This is a genomic window from Photobacterium japonica (assembly GCF_050337005.1).
Classification (GTDB): Bacteria; Pseudomonadota; Gammaproteobacteria; order Enterobacterales; family Vibrionaceae; genus Photobacterium; species Photobacterium japonica.
Genome location: NZ_JAKJSN010000020.1, coordinates 40,747 through 57,371, shown reverse-complemented (window position 1 = coordinate 57,371; position 16,625 = coordinate 40,747). Strand labels below are relative to the sequence as shown.

Genomic DNA, 16,625 nt, shown 5'->3' with positions numbered 1-16,625 from the left:
GTAGTAGGATGATGATGAAAAAAAAGATCGGCCTGATCTTGGCCATAGCGACCCACCTTGTACCGACAATGGCTTTTGCTACCACGGTTATTGAGCAGGCGCCTGCGTATAACACGGGGTTGATGCAACAACGGGTGGAAGATTTTCGCGTCGCCGTCATGGGGGGCTACATCACTTGGCAACGTGAATTCAGCCAAGGGCGCTGGGCGTTTAACGCGCAGTGGGCCAATCTGCACTATGGCGATTTACGGACGGTCGAACAGAGCAAACCGAAGGGCAAAGAACAAGCTACGACGGGTCATGATAAAACAGTATTACTGCGCAACGGTTATGCCTACCGCTTAGATCGCCAAGCCGCTGGCCGCATCTACCGTTATGACGTCAATAAATATATCGAGCAAACCGACGACGGGTTTATTTGGCATAACCGTGACGACGATTGGATCCGTTACGACCACGATGGGTTCATTGTGGCTTACGGTCAAGGGGCTCTAGCTACCGCGACATTTGTGCATAATGCGGCGAACCAATTGGTGGCGGTTAATGATCGTCACGGGCAAACGGTGTTAACGCTCGACTATGTTGATGATCGCCTTGTGGCAGTGGTTGACCGTGTCGGCCGAGCTGTTCGCTATCAGTGGCAAGGGGCAGCGCTGGTGGCGGTGACAGACGTGAACGGACAAGTCTGGCGATATACCTATGACACGTTCCTTGAAAAGGCGAGCAACATAGAGACAGAAAAGAGTGCGCCTTACGCGTTAGCGTCGTTTACTGATCCTGAAAACAGAACATGGATTTTTACCAATGCCGTTGTCGGAGGTGAAGTTGTACAACTCTGTGCGGATCGTGGCCCACAATGGCGCTTGCTTGAACGACAGATTGGATGGCAGGATGAACCGTCGGTCGTTCAACCGTTGGCCCAAACGCCAACCGGCGTAGTGACGATTGAAAAAAGTGTATTGCCCGGCACCGAAAATTGTCAGGCATTCACCATACCGCGTCAAATGATCACGCAGTCGGTGACGGGCCCCGATGGGCATACCCAGCGCTACGCGTATGCCTACCATCAAGCACAACAAGCGTATTACCAGTTACAGATCGACGCGACCGGACGAAAAACACAAACGTTCTACGGCAGTGACGGCGCGGTGACGCAAGTGCGTATTGATGATCAGACTGTTATTCGCCGTGTGCGCCAAGGGGATACGCTGTTTATTCAAGATCAGGCTGTTCAGCAGCAGACCAAGTCAGACCAGATAAACCCCAAGTTCAACATAAACTCCGAGCTCAACATAACCCCAAAGCCCAACAATCCGCTAACAACCGTCACCTTGAATCGCTTTCAACAGCCGATCAAAGTGACCCATTTTGATGGGCACGACACCGTTTCGGAATACCATCCACAACGTAATGTACTGACCCGTCAGGTGGATAAACATGGCATTATCACCATGTTTTCATACGATGATGCTGGGCTATTGACGCAAAAGATCAGCGCCTATGGCTTGCCTGAGCAGCGCACGGTGGATTACCGCTATAACAGTGACAAGCTGTTGAGTCAGGCGATTTATCAAGGCGGTCAGTCACACCACGTTGTTAAATACGATTGGGTGTATGACCCAATGGGGAATGTGGTCAAAACGGTGATCAATGATGCCATCACATGGGAATATCGTGATTATACGGTGACGGGGCAACCGCAAACCGTAATTGATGGCCGCGGAAAAACGTGGAAATTCCGTTATGACCCTGTGAGCCGCTTGACGGCGGAGATGAACCCTAACAAGCAAGAAAAAACGTATCAGTACGACAACGTCGGCAATTTGCGTGCGATTGTGGATGAAAACCAGCTAAAAACGCAGTTTACCTACAATGGCAATGACCAGTTAGTTACAGTGATTCATCCTGACGACACCATGCGCTCCTACCATTATGAGGCGGATGTGCTGGTGGCCATTACCCATGAAGATGGTGAGCGTATCGCGGTACCGGTTGAACCCGTAGGTCACCCTCGCTTATCGGATTCGTTGGAGGGGGATCAGGTGCATCGTTATCAGCACGCTTTCTTGGATACGCCGACACAGATTGTAGACGATGCCAACCGCGCGGTGGATATGGAATATGACCCGTGGGGACGCCTTGTTCGTCAGGCGCGCGAGGGCCTTGGTGTTTGGACGTGGCAGTACGATGGGAATGGTAACGTGACGCGCGTTGCTGACAGTAACCGGAGCGTGATTGATTTTGTTTACGATGACGCTAATCAACTGCGCCAAGAAAAGTGGTATACCGCCACGGAGCCTGCCGTGGTTCAAGGCATTGGTCGAGATACAGTTGAAGGCACGGTAACGCCTGATAGCACCGTGGCTTACCGTTATGACAAAACCGGTCGCTTACGCAGTTGGTCGGTGACATCTGGGCGCGCGAAGCAAGATGGGGCTCACGGTAAGACGCGTACCCGTAAACCTACAAATAAACCCACAAATAAACACAACAGCAAATTGGCCGGTGTGTTCACCCATGACAAGCAAGGGCGAATAACCTCAGAAACGGTCGACTTTGGGCCGTTCAGTAAACGCTACCAATACCGTTATTACGCCGACGGCATGCTCCAAACCTTGATCATGCCTGATGGCCGTGAATACCATTATGACTACGATGACCGCAATCGCGTGACGCGCGTGAAACTGCCAGGTGAAGGGGCGATCACCGTACGTGGCTATCATGGTGATACCTTGCCGACAGAAGAAATGTTACCGGGTGGCGTGGTGAGAAAAACCCGCTACACACACCAAGGCAAACCCCTGCGTGTGACGTTGGAAAATGCATATCAACAACCGATTTTGACGCTGGGTGACACACCGTCGGTCGGGCATGCGTTGAATTCAGGGCTTTGGCGATTAGAAAGCCTAACGCAAGGAATGGCTCATAACGTGTTGGAGATGAATTATTTGTCTACCGGGCAACTCAGTCAACGAGGGGAAATCACTTACCAGTATGATGCACAAGGTAATCTCATCCAGCAGCGTATCAATCATCAACATCGCGCCACGCCGCAAGACATGCCGCAAGAGAAGACATCAGCGACACGAGAAGCGGGATCTGAACGGTTGCCAGATCGTGCATTGACCTACGATGCACGTGATCGCTTGATCGCGGTGGTAGAGAATACAGCGAGTCATGAAAAACCCATCACCACACACTACCGCTATGACCCATTTGATCGGCGAGTCAGTAAGACCATTAATCGGAAAGGTATTGATGGGGAAACGACCTATTACTTGTACAACGATGTTGGTTTGTTGGCCGAGTACGATCAGAAAGGCAACGTGCTGCGCAGCTACGGGTATCGTCCAACAGCCAAAGAAGGTGATATGCCCCTGTTTGTTCGCGTGCCTAACTCTACCTCCAATTCTAACCCAAGCTCGGCGACGGATGATGCAGCGACGGTAGATATCGGCACATACTATTACTACCATGCGGATCCACAAGGTACCCCGTATGCGTTAACGGATCGCACGGGGCAGGTAGTGTGGTCACTGCCTCAAGCGAATAACCATTATTCTGAGAATCCCCATTCGGATAGCAGCCGAAGACCTGTCACTGAACAGACGGTTGAAAATAACATTCGCCGTGCTGGCCGATATTATGACCATGAAACAGGCTTACATTACAGTCAAGCTCGTTATTACGATCCAGAAATCGGCCGCTATACCACGCCGGATCGCCATGCCTTTACCACTGCTGATAATCTATACACCGAGACGGGGAACGATACCGGTATAAAAGCACAGTCAACCACGCCGAAGCTTCCTTTGGGGCTAAATGCGCATGAACAAAGCCTGCATGCTGATGATGTGTTAACCGCATTCCTCGGCGATGCTCATCGTCAGATGACGTTGCATTCTCAGCCATTGGGTAGGGATGCAGGCGAGGTATCAGGCAATCAAAATCTAACAGCCTGTACGTTAGCGCCATCGGTCATGTCATCTACGGTTCTGTCAACGCCAGTATCAAGAACGGCACAGGTAGCGGCTTCAGCATCAGTCACCGAGGCGTGGTATGTCGATCCGGAACAGGTCGTGTATACCGAAGCGGGACTCACGCCGATCACGGCGATTACGGTGGGTGAACGTGTGCTGTCATTGGATAAATGGAGCGGGCAGGAAAGCTACCAGCCAGTCACCGGCATTTTGACGCGACCACAACGCCATGAATATGTGGTGTTGTCACTGGCTAATGGTGACAACGTCACGGTAAGTCCTGAACAGACGTTTTATGTTTCGCCTGTTTCCCCGCTTTCTAACAAGGCCTATGTTGGCGCGGGGATCTCAGACTCGAATATCGACAAAAACAAAGACAAGGCACCAGCCGCGGTATGGATGACGGCGGGCGATCTGAATGTTGGCGATGGGCTGCATATGCAGCAAGACAGTACGACGGCCGTTGTGAATGTGGCTCGCAAAATCACACATTCAACCCGCTATAGTTTGGATGTTGCCAACACTCATACGTTTTTTGTCGGTAAAAACAAGCAATTAATCGATAGAATTGCTCTAGATAGCCGTGTGTTACAGAGTACGGCGTCAGCCCCCGTGGTTTTTCGGGGTGAGCAGGTTGATCGCATGGCAAGCAAAGCACAGGTGTCGTTGATTAACGTCACTATTAACTAAAAAGCCAGTATAAAAAACAGGTACTAAAACCTGACTGAAAAGAACAGGCACACTGTTTTAGACGGTATATGGCATTCAGCATGAAGGTAATGCGTTTGTCACGGCATCAACCGTTTGGAAAGGCCGTTTAACAAAGGATGTTATTCGTGGAATCGCAATTGACGCAATTTAAAAAGTTAGCGGTGTGTCTTCTGCTTTGTGCAGGTTCATCTGTGCAGGCGAGCGAGAGCAACCTGTGTGCCGTTGTTGAGCTTGAGATCAACCAAACTCAGATCCTTGAACGACAAGGTTTTGAGGCGGTGATGACCATGAATAACGCGCTGGATCATCAAGCCCTGAACAATATTCATATCACCCTTCATTTTATTGATGAGCAAGGTAATCCCGTGATTGCCTCCTCCGATCCGGCACACCCCAACGCGGCGTTCTTTATTCAAGAAGCTCACCTTGAAGGCATCGACGATATTGCCGGAAAAGGCCATCTGCCGCCGTCACATCAAGCCACGGCGCGCTGGTTGATTGTCCCGGCGATGGGCAGTGGGGGGCAGATGCCAACGGGCACGCTGTATTACGCTAACGCTTCACTGTCATATACCTTAAATGATCTGCGGGAAGAGATTGCGGTCACGCCCGATTCTGTGCGCGTGCAGCCCATTCCGATGCTGACATTGGATTATTTTTTACCCCGCGATGTGCATGGTGATGACCCGCGTACGGTCGGTATTGAGCCAGTTGAACCGTTTACGGTGGGGCTGCGCGTGCGTAATAGCGGCCATGGCGATGCGCGTCAGGTGAACATTGATACCGCGGTGACCGAGATCGTCGAAGATGCTGTCGGGCAACCCGTTAACTACGCGATCACGCAGAGCTTTGTGGGTGACGCGGATACCAGCCGCTCATTAATGCTGGAATTAGGCGATCTGCCTGCGCAAGCCAGTGTGACAGGGCGTTGGCAAATGGAAACAGCCCGCACAGCCCGCCTTCGTGGTTTTGACATGCGTTTCAGTCATGCCGATCAACACGGCCGAAAACTGTCTACGCTCGTCGGTGCGATACAAACCCATGAATTACTTAAAGACGTGCTGGTGGCATCGCCCGGGCACGATCACATTACCGACTTTCTGGCTTATAAAGGCGATGTGCTGACGGCGTTTGAATCAGAGGGAAAAGACATCCCTGTGGTTGATCATTCGTTGCACGCCCGCCTGACCGAAATGACGTCACCTCTCTCTTCACCTCAGGATCCACCGTCAGGTACTGGCAAAGAAGAGGGAGATACCCTCGATGTTTTGATGGATTCCGGATCCCCCGCGGCCTCACCCATGGCGTTTGATGCCGACGCTCTTAATGAGCAAGCGAGAGGTAAAGACGATGTTGATGCGAGTCATGACGATAGGACCCGTCATGATGCGAAAGAAACGCGCCCCGTTCTTTACACGCATCAATTGAATTTCCCTGCAGAAGTGGGGGTGACGTATGTGCGTATCCCCGATCCGTTCAAAGGCGAGAAAGCCATTGTGCAAGTACTGCGCAGCGATGGTCGTTTGTTGAATCCGAAGAATGTGTGGTTTTCCAAGCAGTTTAATGAAGACACCAAGGTGTGGTCGTATGATTTACACCTGTTTGATACCCAAAGTACGGGCGAGTATGTCCTTGATTTCAGCGATCGCGCCGAGCAACCCGCTGCGCCATTGATGCGTTATATCCCGGATATGGTTGGCCATGAAGGCGGCATTTTAGATTTTTATATTGATGCAGAAGATATCAATGATGATCCCCTGACGTTATCGGTGTCGCCATTGCCACCCGGTGCCACGCTGGTGGAGATCGCCAATGGCAAAGCGCGTTTCAATTGGCCGATAAAGCCCGGACAAATGGGTAACTATCCGATCATTGTGTCGGCCAGTGACGGTGAACGTTATACCAATCAGCAAGTGTTGTTGGCGGTGAATCCCAGCTATGACATTGATGGCGATGGCATGGACGATGAGTGGGAGCGCAAACACTTCATGACGCTGGATCGTGACGGCATCGGGGATTATGACGATGACGGTATTCCGGATTTTGAAGAGTTTGAAACTGGCAGTAACCCAACCTTGGATAATGGCCCGCATACCCCTACGATTACGGCACCGCTTGCTGGTGTGGTTCTTGATCCTAAAGCCGCATTAGCGGTGAACAATGCCGCTTATGCTGGCAGCAAAGCGATCACCTATTTCTTTGAAGTCTTTACCGATGCGGGCATGACTCAGCCGTTTGTTGCCTCTGGCCCTGTGGAAGAAGGCGAACAACAAACATCTTGGCAACCGAGCGGGGTATGGACGGAAAATCAGCATTATTATTGGCGCGTTCGGGCCTTTAATGGTGATGTGTACAGTACATGGAATTACGGCGACTTTTACCTCAATCAAGTGAATGAGGCACCCACTGTGCCGCGGTTGAATTCGCCGCTGAATACCACCAGTGTGGATAGCTTTATGCCGGTACTCAGTGTGATGAATGCGGACGATCCGGAAGGACGCGAGCTGACGTACACCTTTACCTTGTACAGCGATGAAGGGTTGACGAAACAGGTCGCGCAATCGAGTGCCATTGTGGGTCATGCAACAGGGGGCACGCAATGGCAATCGACGGAATCGTTACTGGAAGGGGCGGATTATTTCTGGCAAGTCACCGCGACCGATCCTGATGGCGCGGCATCCCACTCTGCGGTTTCGCAATTTACGGTATTGAAAGCCAATGCGCGTCCGGCCATGCCGGATTTGATTGCGCCACGTCATGGCGACGTGATCGCGTTGGATCAAGCCGAAAGCGGGTATGTGGATATTGTGGTCTCGCAAGCCGATGATCGTGATGGTCACAGTGTTGGTTATGCGTTTGAATTGGATACCGTGCCGACATTTACTTCTGCGGCGAAACGGGGTCAATTGATTTGGCCACAAGACGATGGCGATGTGGCATGGCGTGTTGATCAACTACAGGCCGGTCAATCGTATTATTGGCGGGTCAAAGCGGTTGATGATAACGATGCGTATAGCGATGTGCTGAATGGTCAGTTCACGGTAGAACAAGCGCAAACGGCATTACGCCGACCGGTGGTAAAGAACCCTGGCCATGGTGCTTGGGTAGCCAGTACGGCACCGGTACTGGAATTGCAACATAGCGAATTACAAGGCCTCGACCGTCTTACGCTCCTTGAGTATGAATTTGAAGTGTACGCCGAAGGGCTGTCGGCCAGTTTGGTGACGACCAGCATGGCGGCAGAACCGACGTTTCAGGTGAATCGCGCCTTAACAGATCGCACCTGGTACCACTGGCGTGTCAGATCGCGTGATGAAAACGGCCGTTACAGTGAATGGACCGATAAATCCCGCTTTTACGTGGATGATCAATTGGCGGATACCGCCCCGACATTGCGTTGGTTGAAACCACACGCAGATCTCGAAGTGAATGTGGGTGAGCCCATTACACTGGCGTGGCGCGATGAAGATCCGGACAGCAGCGCATCGGTTGATTTGTATTACACCAATTATGCCGACAGCATCGATACGCCGACCAAAGGCGATCATTTTAGTGTTAGCGGCGCGGGTTGGGTGGAAGTGAATGCGGGCGAACAAGGTTACTATTATGTCTTGTTGCCAGAGGCGCCAGCGTCCTCGCCGCCACAACTTTCTCAATCACCGATAGTGAAAGCGTTCCAAAAGGCGCTGTTGCAAGGCAAGCAAGCCGCCGATAAGCAAGAGTCATCAAAAGAGCCTGCCTCATCACGAGTGTTATCAACAGCCTCAGTATCACAACGCGCGCAAGCGACATGGCGTATGGCCGCTCCTGTAGCGGGCTATTACGAACTGCAAACCTACTGGCCAACGGCTGAATATGATTACCCACAAACGGTGAGTTACACCGTCACGGACAAAGACGGTGTTACGTCGACAGTGAATGTACAGCCAACCGAAGGCTGGGTGTCATTGGGCGTATTCAATCTGGCAGAGGGCGACCTGACGCTGCAGTTGCATGACAATGACTCAGCGCCTGTATCGACTCATGCACATCAAGGCTTGCATATCATTGCCGACAAAGTCCGTATGTTGCCGCTGGATTCACCAAGCCAATTGATGGTCTCGGCGTTGAATGAAGATGATCTCGACAGTCGCTACCAATGGGATACCCATTCGCTCAATCCGGGTTTGTATAAAGTCACCGCCATCATTAAAGACGATGCACATACCGTGGTGGCGCAATCACCTGCGACGATCAAAGTGAATGAATCGGCGTATTTGCTGGTGGATGATGCCATGGTTGAAGCGTCATTGGATAAAACCGCCGCATTGGATGATCGTGTCAGCGGTTTCATCGGGCATGGCTACCATGTGATGAGTCATAACGTCGATGATCCTGCGCGGCAAAGTGAATGGCGATTACGTATTCGTGAAGATGGTTGGTACGCCTTGGCATTTCGGGATCTCCCCGGTTTTGACAATGAAGCATTAACTTTTGGCCTTTCATCTCAATACGTGAATCATACGTTATCAGCGGCATTTTCTGAGAAAGAGAAGGCTGGCAGTGCCTCGTGGGCCTCGTTAGGGAAATACTGGCTGAAGGCCGGTTACTACGATTTGACCGCGCAATTGAATCGCCCTGCAACCGTCGCGATGGATGCGATTAAAGTGCAAAAAGTGGCGGGTGCCTCTCGTCATGCGCTGGAAGTGGATAACCATTCTATTGATTTCTCGGCCTCTGGCGCGGTAGATGTGAGTCAGCAGTATGCGGGGTATCAAGGGGATGATTACGGGCTGATGTGTCCGGGTATCGAAGGACGCGCGGCATGGGATGTGGAATTGCACCACGAAGGCTTGTATGAAGTGTTTACCAATTGGTCGGCGCATCAAAGCCGAGCGTCTAATGCCCGTTATACCGTGTATCACAATGCACCGACTGTGCCGGCATCAACATCTGCTCTTTTAGGGCCGGCAAGTGCCAATTTGTATACGTCATTATTGAAAAACCAGCGTCAGGGTGGCGGGGAATGGCAATCGCTCGGTGTGTACCATTTTGATGCCGGTATGGCGACCGTGAGTGTGAACAATGATGCCGCCAATGGCTGTGTGGTGGCAGATGCGGTGAAATTTGTGAAACGTGATGCCACGGCCATCATTTTGGATAACGCGTCTGAAGCGTTCCATGCTGAATCCGGTTCGTGGACTAATAGCACTCAAGTGGCCGGTTTTGCAAACGCCGATTATGCCTATTCCCGTTGGGGGGAAGCGTATTGGCAGGCTCAAATTGCGGAAGCGGGCACCTACCGCGTAGAAGCGATGTGGACAGCAGATGATGATCGCAGTGGTTCGGTGACTTACACCTTATCGAATGCGCGCTCACAATTGGACAGTAAAACGGTGTCACAGAAATTCAATGGCGGGAAATGGCGTCATCTTGGGGAGTTAACTCTGCAACCGGGACCATTGAAAGTCAGCATTGAAAACGACTATTTCTGGGGCGTTGTGGTGGCAGATGCGGTTCGCCTGACGAAAGTGGAGTAACGGGATGAACACGATGCCCGATGTAATGAAAAAGGTGACAGCACTTCCGACGCTGATTACGGTACCGCTTACGCAAATGCGGGCGAAACGGTTTCCAGCGCAGTGGCGGGTACGGAGTCTGTTTGTTGGCGTGTGTTTGAGTGCGCTGAGCCTGCCCGCTATCGCAAACGGTACGGCAAGCGAAACTGGGCCGAAAAACGCATGGCATCAACATGCCGACGGGCAGCAATGTGATGCGATTGCGGATGACACACCGCTGAATGTCCTGTTTGATTTTGTCTTACCGGTTTCCAGTCATACCGAGCGCAATCCGGATCTGTATGCCATGGCGATACCAGACAATAAGATAAGCTGGCATGTGGTCGATATCACGCAAGGGGCGTATAACATCCCGGGGACACTCCGGCTGTCTCTGCGCGCCATCAAACATAAAACCTACCTGCATGACAAACCGATTTTGCTGTTGGGTAATGGCATCAATTATCACGATGTCGAAATCGAAACCGCCAAACTTAATGCGCAATTGCGTTATCCGGTAAAAATCTTGTTAGGCGGGGTGAACGCTTGGCAGGCCAAGCAACATCAAGCGCAACGCGAAGAGATACCCTTTACGATTCCGCGCATCACGCCGGATCAGTTTGTGGCTGAATCGGAACTGGGCAGCTGGGGTTATATTTATACAGAACAACAATTGACATCATTGTTTTCGCAAGCCGCCTATACCTTCAACATGGATCGCTATCTTCTGATGGATCACGCTTTGGTGAAGACGATGCAAACAAAGCGCGAGACGGTGCCTGACACTTTGCGCGCAGCCTTGTTTGTGCTGGAGGGGGGCTTACCCGCATTGGAACAATACGCTATAAATCAAAGTCAGATTTTATCGCGGGTACAACAACGGAAACGAGAGACACGTTGTCAGTCGATGTAAGTTAATGTACGAAGTAAGAAATGCATGAAGTCGAGCGCCGAATGGTATTTCGGCGCTGACCGTATAACAAAAGGCGGGCTATTGCGCTAAGGCACTCAGCTTTGTGCGCTGATAATGCTCGGCAGAATCAGAAATATCGCCACTGTCACCGGTTGTGATCCACTTCTTGATACGACTCGCATCGCCTAGCGGTGTCCTTTTTCCGTACGCATCCAGTGTCACCATCACGTAGTCTTGCTTATTAATGTTGGCAATCATCGCTAGACAGTGACCAGCGATATCGAGATAACCCGTTTTGCTCAGGGTAATGTCCCATTTGTTCCCACGTACTAACGCATTGGTGTTGGTGTAGCCTAATTTGTAACGCGGCTTTTTAAAATACGCCGTATGTACCACGGTCGTACTGTATTTTTTTATGTCAGGGTATTTGCTTGCGGCTACGATCATCTTGTGCACATCGGTCGCCGTCGAGACATTGTCGGGGCTCAGGCCTGAGCTATCGACAAAATGGGTGTGAGTCATGCTGAGCTGTTTGGCTTTTTTATTCATCGCTTTCACAAACTCGGTATGGCCGCCTGGGTAGTTATCGGCTAAGGCGGCAGAGGCCAAGTTTTCAGAAGACATCAATGCAATACGCAGTGCTTCCCCACGGGTAAGTTGTGATTGCATTCTAATGCGTGAATAGCCGTTATAGATGCGCTCTTTGTCGGTGGTATCAAACGTCAATGGTTCTTTAAGTGGCAACTTGGCATCTAACACCACGATGGCGGTCATCACTTTGGTGAGCGAGGCAATAGGCATCACTACATCGGCATTTTTCTGATACACCACATCGCCGGATTTGAGTTCACTGACATAGGCACTGACTGACGCGGTTTCAATGTTGCTGGCAAGTGTCGTAAAGCTGGTGGCGCTGACGACAAGGAGGAGTAAAGTGCTAAGTGGACGAATCAAAGTGTCTCCCGTTTCAGGTAAAATGCAGCGGCTGTTATTTATAAATTCAAGCGTATCGTGATTTCAGTGTCCTCGCTAGCGCCATTCTAATTAATTGGCATTTCTATCAATAGAAACTCAAAAGAAACCTTAATCTGGAGCCGTAAACATGGAACATACCGATCTTGTTGACTACCTTGCACAGCTACCGGAATCTGACAGCAGTTACCCGTTTGGTCCGGATGCGGAGGTGTTTAAGGTCTCCGGCAAAATGTTTGCGCTGGTTGCGCACTATTACGGGGAATGGCGAGTCACCCTGAAAGGGACGCCAGTGGACAATATCTTTCTGGCTGAGCAGTTCAAAGGGATTATGCCGGGGTATCACATGAACAAACAACACTGGATCACCGTATCGCTGGAGCAAGATGTAAGCGGTAGCATGATCTGTGATTTAGCCAAGCAATCTTACGCGCTGGTGGTCAGTAAATTACCCAAAGGCGAACGCACCCGTTTGCAGATGTTGGAGTGGATATAATAATCCCTGATGGCATTATTGCGTTGGTGACTTTAATGCTTCTGATTTAGATGGCTTCTTTGGCTAGTGGTTATCGACCCCTTGTTTTGAATTGCTATCATAGTTGTATTTTTGCAGATTCGGCGTAATCAACAATCCATCACACCTTTCAGCTGATTTCGGACACAAAAAAGGGAATGCCATCACGACGCATTGTCGGTGATAGCACTCCCTTTTGTTTATCTTGATAGGCTTATTAGCCTTGATTCGCTACTTGGCACTCCACATCTGCGCGCCAGTACGCTCAAACTGGTAGCCACCTAACTTGTCACCTTTACCTTGCACTTCGGTATCCGCTAAGGCTTGCAGTAATTGCTGCGGCAGGGCACGGAAGTAAATGTTTTTCGGGATCACCAACTCAAACGCTTCGGTACACAAAGGAATAAAGCCAAGGCCAAACTCCCCAGCGGTACTCTGGCTGGCGCAACCCACATCGGCTTCACCACGGGCAATGGCAGAGGCCAACTCTCGCTCACTGTGACACACACCCACAGAGGTCAACATATCGACGGTATAAGCGTGATTATGTAGCCATTCGCCTAAGGCACGCATACTGCCAGCACCTTCCTGACGCAGCGCCCAACGCCAGCGAGACGCGATTAACTCTTGTGGCATTAACGAACGGTTATTCACGCACTCGGCGATTTCTTGTGACACCACTAAACCTTGCTTACGCTCAAAAGCATGCACCAACACCCAATTCTTATGACCGGCATACTGTTGCAATAACGCAGGGTGACGTAACGCGGCTTCTTCGGCATGACCCCAATGAATGGCACACATATCTACATGGCCTTTGCTCAGCATCGACAAACCCTGACGTGTGCCGGTAGAGGTGTAACCCACTAACGCGGTACTGCCGAGTTTGTTGGCCATATCACCCACTACCATCTGTAAGAGGGGATCGTCTGAACCTGCAATCAACAAGCGATCATTCAACGCGCCGTTATGGCAAGAATCGAGCAACCATTTATCAAGCATCGCCTTGGGAAATAACCATTTACCCGTCACCTTTGTTGCTGGCAGTAAACCATCGTTCGCTAAGGCGTAGACTTTCTTTTCGTTCAGGTCGAGGTATTCAGCCACTTGCTTGGCATTCATGAATTCGGGAAACGGCGCGTCCATTACGCATCACCTCGTTTTTTCGCGGCTTGGTGTGCATCGGTATCTGCATTCACTTGTTTGTCTGTCGCGGCATCGCCCTTTACGTCGAGGATAAGATTCTCGCTGCCGTTATAGATTTGGAAACGGTGGCCTTTAGCGCGGGCAATCATGGTAATGCCTAACTTCTTCGCTAACTCGTAACCCATCTGTGTGGCACCCGAACGAGACAACAGAACGGGGATGCCCATCTGCGCGACTTTAATCACCATCTCTGAGGTCAAACGGCCTGTGGTATAGAAAATCTTATCAGCGCCGGTTTCGCCTTTTAGCCACATTTCACCGGCTAGGGTATCAACGGCATTATGACGACCCACATCTTCCACAAACGATAGAATGCTCGTGTCTTTACACACGGCACAGCCATGAACGGCGCCGGCGGCTTTATAGGTTTCGTTATGATGGGTTAGCGATTCCAGTAGGCCGTATAGCATCGACTGGGTAATCTTTGGCTGTGGCAATTGCACGCCTTCCAACTTTTTCATGACGTTGCCAAACATGGTGCCTTGACCACAACCCGAGGTCACCGTCTTCTTTGACAGCTTTTTCTCAAGGCCATCAGTATTCTCGCGCGTAATGACGGCAGCAGAGTTGGTTTCCCAGTCAATGATCAGCGATTCAATGGCACTAATGTCTTCAATAAAGCCTTGGTTTTTCAAGTAACCCAGCACCAACGCAGACGGGCGCTCACCCAGCGTCATTAAGGTCACGACTTCTACCCAGTTCAGGTAAACCGTCAAGGGGTGTTCGCAGGCGATTTCTTTCTCCATCACATCGCCATATTCATCCATCACTTGAACTGTCATGGTTTGCTTGACCGACGAGTGGGTCTTAATGATTTTTGGCAATTGGCTCATCAAACATTCCTGCTGTAAAAAATAAAAGTATATGCCGTGCTGTAAGAGACGCGAATTCGTCGATTCGCGAAATGAGTCAGTCAGACTATTCTCTAAAGTGATCGCATTCAGCCACAGAGAACGCCGCTAAGCATTATGGATAAGCGTCACGTTGCCACGATGCTGTAAAGGCTGGACTAATGCGACGGGGCTCGGCATAGGTTGTGCTTAATCTCACTATAAGCAAAGTTATAAGCAAAGTTCATTCCACATCTGCTTGTGCTGGTGGATGAAGCACAGAGTCAGACCGAATAACGGGGGCTGACGCAGAGGCAAGCGAGAAGACAACAGCCTTACAAAGTGATGAGAAAAACCGCAGTCGGTCGTGTTGATGGTATGGATAAGAAAAGTTGGCCTACTCTTTGCTTTACTCTAGCCAGAATAGACTTGTCAGAATACGGCGTCATGATCGCATCATGGTGGCCGTTATCGCGAGAGAGAACGCATCAACAGCTATCAATAAGCGTAAGGAGTGAGCGTGCCAGAATTACATAAAGACGAAACGGTTTGGCCTATTGCCTTCCGACTCGTCTCTGAAGAAAAGCAAATAGGACGTTGGACAACACTTTCTTGGTCGATTGAGGATGTGTGTCTCTACGATGAAGATGAGAAAGACTTCCTTGCTGCGAAAGACGGTGGGTACTGCCTGCCGCTTGAGCTACATAAGCATGAACGTTCTGATTATCGTTTTAACCTGAGTTCGCGTGATCCCCATTTGTTCATTGTGTGTGTAGAAGAAAATGAACAACTGTCGCCGTTACTGATCACGGCAGCGCAAGGTTTGGCAAGTGGTTACATGGATGGTGACTATCAGGTATTGCACATCACCACGCCGTTACAGGTACAAGCGTGGATGGAAGCGTACATTGGCCGCCATGGCGAGCAATTAGAATTCCGAAAGAAACGCTGTAAAGACAACAGCAAAGACAGAAAAGGGCGCTCCAGTGGCAACTAATTTCTTCCAGCGATGGTCAAACCGCAAACTACAAGCCAGGGAAGAAAAGGCACAGGATACGCCAACGGACGCTTCATCCGCACAAGACACTCGCCATTCAGCGGTTGATGTTGCTAATCATGCCGCGATGGATAGGACGAATCGCGAAGGGGCTGGTGGTGATACATCGGCCCTTACGGAGTCTGCCCTTACAGAGAGGGAGACGAGGGATACAACGACTGAGTCGAACACGACAGAGGTTGTCACGGATGAACAGGAAGCGGCAGCCTTACCGACATTGAATGATGTGGTGAATGTCTCTTTTGATTCGGGTGTGACGAATTTCATGAAAACCGGCGTTGAAAAGTCGGTAAAGAAAGCGGCACTGAGAAAGCTTTTCCATTCGGATGAATTTAATTACATCAGTGATATGGATGATCATACCGAAGACTTCTCAAACATTCCGGCGCTTGATGCCAAGGTCACCGCGCAATTGCGTGGCTGGGTAAATAAAGCGGTGGAACAGGTAGAAGGTATGCTGGATGAGGCGACATCACAGACGGCTCGCCCTGAATCGGCGGTATCGACCGTTGTGGATGAGATTGATTCTGGTGTGACCTTACCGGATTCCTTGGCGCAATACTGTGAAGACGGTGAATCTCTTGCTGATCAAACAGCGGATCAAGTTATTGCTCAAACAACCGCATCCTTGGAAAGTGATATTACAGACAGCAGTACCGATAACACGAACAGTGAACTAAACCCTACATCACTGACGGTCGCGAAGTTGTAGTTATAGTTGTCGGACAGCGGTCGTCGATAAGAAAAAAGAGCGAAGTACGCAATTCAGTCGTCACGCATCGAGCGAAAAAACTGATGAAAATCTGAATTGGGACAAAAAGGGAATAATACCCTTAATATTGATCGGGACATTTTGGCGCAGTACGCATTTGATGGTGAGACAAAATGTCTCCAGAGTATGCGGT

The 16,625-nt window shown here is 50.5% G+C and carries 9 protein-coding genes; 6 read left to right on the top strand and 3 right to left on the bottom strand.

Annotation, left to right across the window (positions count from 1 at the left end; all coding sequences use genetic code 11):
• Nucleotides 1-14: 14 nt before the first annotated feature.
• From L4C36_RS09150 to L4C36_RS09140, 3 genes are all read left to right on the top strand, one after another.
• The gene (locus L4C36_RS09150) at nucleotides 15-4,670 is read left to right on the top strand and encodes an RHS repeat-associated core domain-containing protein (RefSeq protein ID WP_428477501.1); all 4,656 of its coding nucleotides are present in this window, start codon (nucleotides 15-17) and stop codon (nucleotides 4,668-4,670) included.
• A gap of 146 nt (nucleotides 4,671-4,816) precedes the next feature.
• Nucleotides 4,817-10,210, top strand: a complete 5,394-nt coding sequence (locus L4C36_RS09145) for a golvesin C-terminal-like domain-containing protein (protein ID WP_428477500.1) — start codon at nucleotides 4,817-4,819, stop codon at nucleotides 10,208-10,210.
• A gap of 4 nt (nucleotides 10,211-10,214) precedes the next feature.
• Nucleotides 10,215-11,141 carry a hypothetical protein gene (locus L4C36_RS09140; RefSeq protein ID WP_428477499.1) on the top strand — a complete coding sequence of 309 codons (927 nt, stop codon included), beginning with the start codon at nucleotides 10,215-10,217 and terminating at the stop codon, nucleotides 11,139-11,141.
• Between the two features lie 78 nt (nucleotides 11,142-11,219).
• On the opposite strand, the gene pbpG is transcribed toward L4C36_RS09140, so the two are convergent.
• Nucleotides 11,220-12,095, bottom strand: coding sequence for a D-alanyl-D-alanine endopeptidase (pbpG, locus tag L4C36_RS09135; RefSeq protein WP_428477498.1), 876 nt, complete (start codon nucleotides 12,093-12,095; stop codon nucleotides 11,220-11,222).
• Nucleotides 12,096-12,243: 148 nt separating this feature from the next.
• Between pbpG and L4C36_RS09130 the strand changes: the two genes are divergently transcribed.
• A complete protein-coding gene (locus tag L4C36_RS09130; RefSeq protein ID WP_428477497.1) occupies nucleotides 12,244-12,609 on the top strand; it encodes an MmcQ/YjbR family DNA-binding protein in 366 nt (121 codons plus the stop codon).
• A gap of 249 nt (nucleotides 12,610-12,858) precedes the next feature.
• Here L4C36_RS09130 and L4C36_RS09125 read toward each other — a convergent pair whose 3' ends face one another.
• A complete protein-coding gene (locus L4C36_RS09125) occupies nucleotides 12,859-13,773 on the bottom strand; it encodes a substrate-binding domain-containing protein (protein ID WP_428477496.1) in 915 nt (304 codons plus the stop codon).
• Entirely contained in the window at nucleotides 13,773-14,666 is an 894-nt protein-coding gene (gene fdhD / locus L4C36_RS09120) for a formate dehydrogenase accessory sulfurtransferase FdhD (protein WP_428477495.1), read from the bottom strand. The genes L4C36_RS09125 and fdhD overlap by 1 nt, the downstream gene beginning before the upstream one ends.
• Before the next feature lie 517 nt (nucleotides 14,667-15,183).
• Between fdhD and L4C36_RS09115 the strand changes: the two genes are divergently transcribed.
• Both L4C36_RS09115 and L4C36_RS09110 read left to right on the top strand, forming a co-directional pair.
• On the top strand, nucleotides 15,184-15,660 hold the full coding sequence (locus L4C36_RS09115; RefSeq protein ID WP_428477494.1) for a DUF3305 domain-containing protein: 477 nt from the start codon (nucleotides 15,184-15,186) through the stop codon (nucleotides 15,658-15,660).
• Entirely contained in the window at nucleotides 15,650-16,432 is a 783-nt protein-coding gene (locus tag L4C36_RS09110; RefSeq protein WP_428477493.1) for a DUF3306 domain-containing protein, read from the top strand. Before L4C36_RS09115 ends, L4C36_RS09110 begins: the two co-directional genes overlap by 11 nt.
• Nucleotides 16,433-16,625 lie beyond the last annotated feature (193 nt).